Below are 1,881 nucleotides of genomic sequence, written 5' to 3'. Positions count from 1 at the left end.
GAGGCTGTCTATTCATTGTGAAAAACTGAAATTCCATAGTCCATCCCCCCCGAACCCAGGTATAATGGAAGATATACTTGGGCCGGGGGTTTGTGCTGTGTTGAATAGACGTGTGCGTTACAAAGAGTTCGATCAAATGTCTTTTGCAGATATGATGGTATACTCCAAGCTTCCTGAGCATCCTTTTTGGAGTCACTTAGAGAAGAAGATAGACTTTTCTTTTGCAGATTCATTGTGCTCCGTGCTCTACTCGGGGCGCGGACAGCACCCGTATGCGCCTTCACTGAAGCTTAAAGTCCATCTCATTCAGATATACTACGGTCTTTCCGACCGCCAGGTGGAAGAGCGCATAATTAGCGACTTGTTCATTAAGCGTTTCTTAGGCTTGCCCGTCGACTTCTTTGGGTTTGATCACAGTACGATTGGCTTGGACCGCTCACGTATGGGAACCGCCATGTTTAAAGCCTGCCACTTCTACATTCTTGCCCAAATGTACAGCCATGGCCTTTGGGGCGATCACTCGGAGAAATGGATCATCGACTCGTTTGCCTCAAATCCCGCACTCTCGAAGCCGCGCACCTATCGCTTGATTCAACATGCTATGATCCGGGTCCTTCAACATTTAAAACGTAGCCATCGTGCGATATACCAACTCGCACTCGCTTCGGTTGAGACCGATGGACTCTACGCTCGTACCTCCGTACAACCATCTACTGCTGGTCACATGCTCGCTTTCAGCAAGTTGGTGGCACAAGCTTATGGTTTGCTTCAATGGTTTCAACTCGAGGATGTGTCTGCTTTGTTGCAAAAAGAACTCACGGAAAAAGAGCGCGAGACTTCTCAGCATTTGCAACGCATTTTGCAGGACATTTTAGAGCAGAACAGCCGACCTGTACCGCCGACTGATGGCGACCCGATTGACTCTGCGCGGAACCAAACCGAACAAGAGATTGTGTTTGAAAAAATCCCGAGCCATGAAAGAGCAAAGGATCGTCTTATGAGCGCTGTTGACCCGCACGCTCGAGTCGGGAGAAAGAATACATCCACCGTCACATGTGGCTACAAACTACAAAATTTGTGTGGGACCAGCTCCGTTGTGCTGAATGTAAACGCCGTACCTGCGAATGAACATGACAGAGAAGCTATGTACGCAATGGCCAAAGAAGTACAAAGCTTTTTCGAAATTTCGCCACGCGCCATGTTAGGTGACACCGCCTACGGCCACGGGTTGCAGCGCACTATGCTTGCCACTATTGGTATCCCTGTAGTAGCCCCTGTCATTCTGGGCAGTCACCCCTCAAAGGGATACGACCTCGCCCGATTTAGCTATGACAAGGAAAAGGACTGCTACACTTGTCCGAACGAAAAGGATACCGTAAAAAAGCGTCATATTCCTCAAAGCAGCGGTTGGCAATACTATTTTGAAAAGACAGACTGTGAAAGTTGCCCCTTACGCTCGGCGTGTACAACAGGAAAAGCAGAGCGCCGGGTATTTCACAGTGACTATTATGAAGTGTACGAGGCTGCCAAGGATTACAACGCTACGATTAGCGGCAAATTAGATCGCAAACAGCGCATGCTGGTTGAACGAAAGAACCAAGAATTGAAGAATGACTGTGGTTTAGAGAGACCCTTAACGAAAAGCCGAAAAGCGTTGCAGCTTAAAGGTTACTTGGCTGCCATGGTCGTTAATTTGAAACTCACGTTGAGGAAGCTACTTCCTCAAAGACCTGGGTTTATTCGACGTCGAAATGCCATTAGTTACTAAGTAGAATCCGACTCCCCAGCCCTCCGATCATCCCACTCAGCGGCTCCCTCCAGCACAAAATTTCCCCATTCCAGCACGCAACTCGTTCTTATCTACAGTGAATAGACAGCCTC

The 1,881-nt window shown here is 48.4% G+C and carries 1 protein-coding gene; it reads left to right on the top strand.

Annotated features, from left to right (window positions below):
* The coding region (locus tag B1748_RS36155; protein WP_256976163.1) for a transposase at positions 1 to 1,768 on the top strand (1,768 nt) is incomplete at its 5' end.
* Positions 1,769 to 1,881 lie beyond the last annotated feature (113 nt).

The sequence above is a fragment of the Paenibacillus sp. MY03 genome, assembly GCF_002165585.1.
GTDB classification, from domain to species: Bacteria; Bacillota; Bacilli; order Paenibacillales; family Paenibacillaceae; genus Pristimantibacillus; species Pristimantibacillus agaridevorans.
Note: the sequence above shows the minus strand (reverse complement) of the source record. Positions and strands in the feature narration are given on the sequence as shown.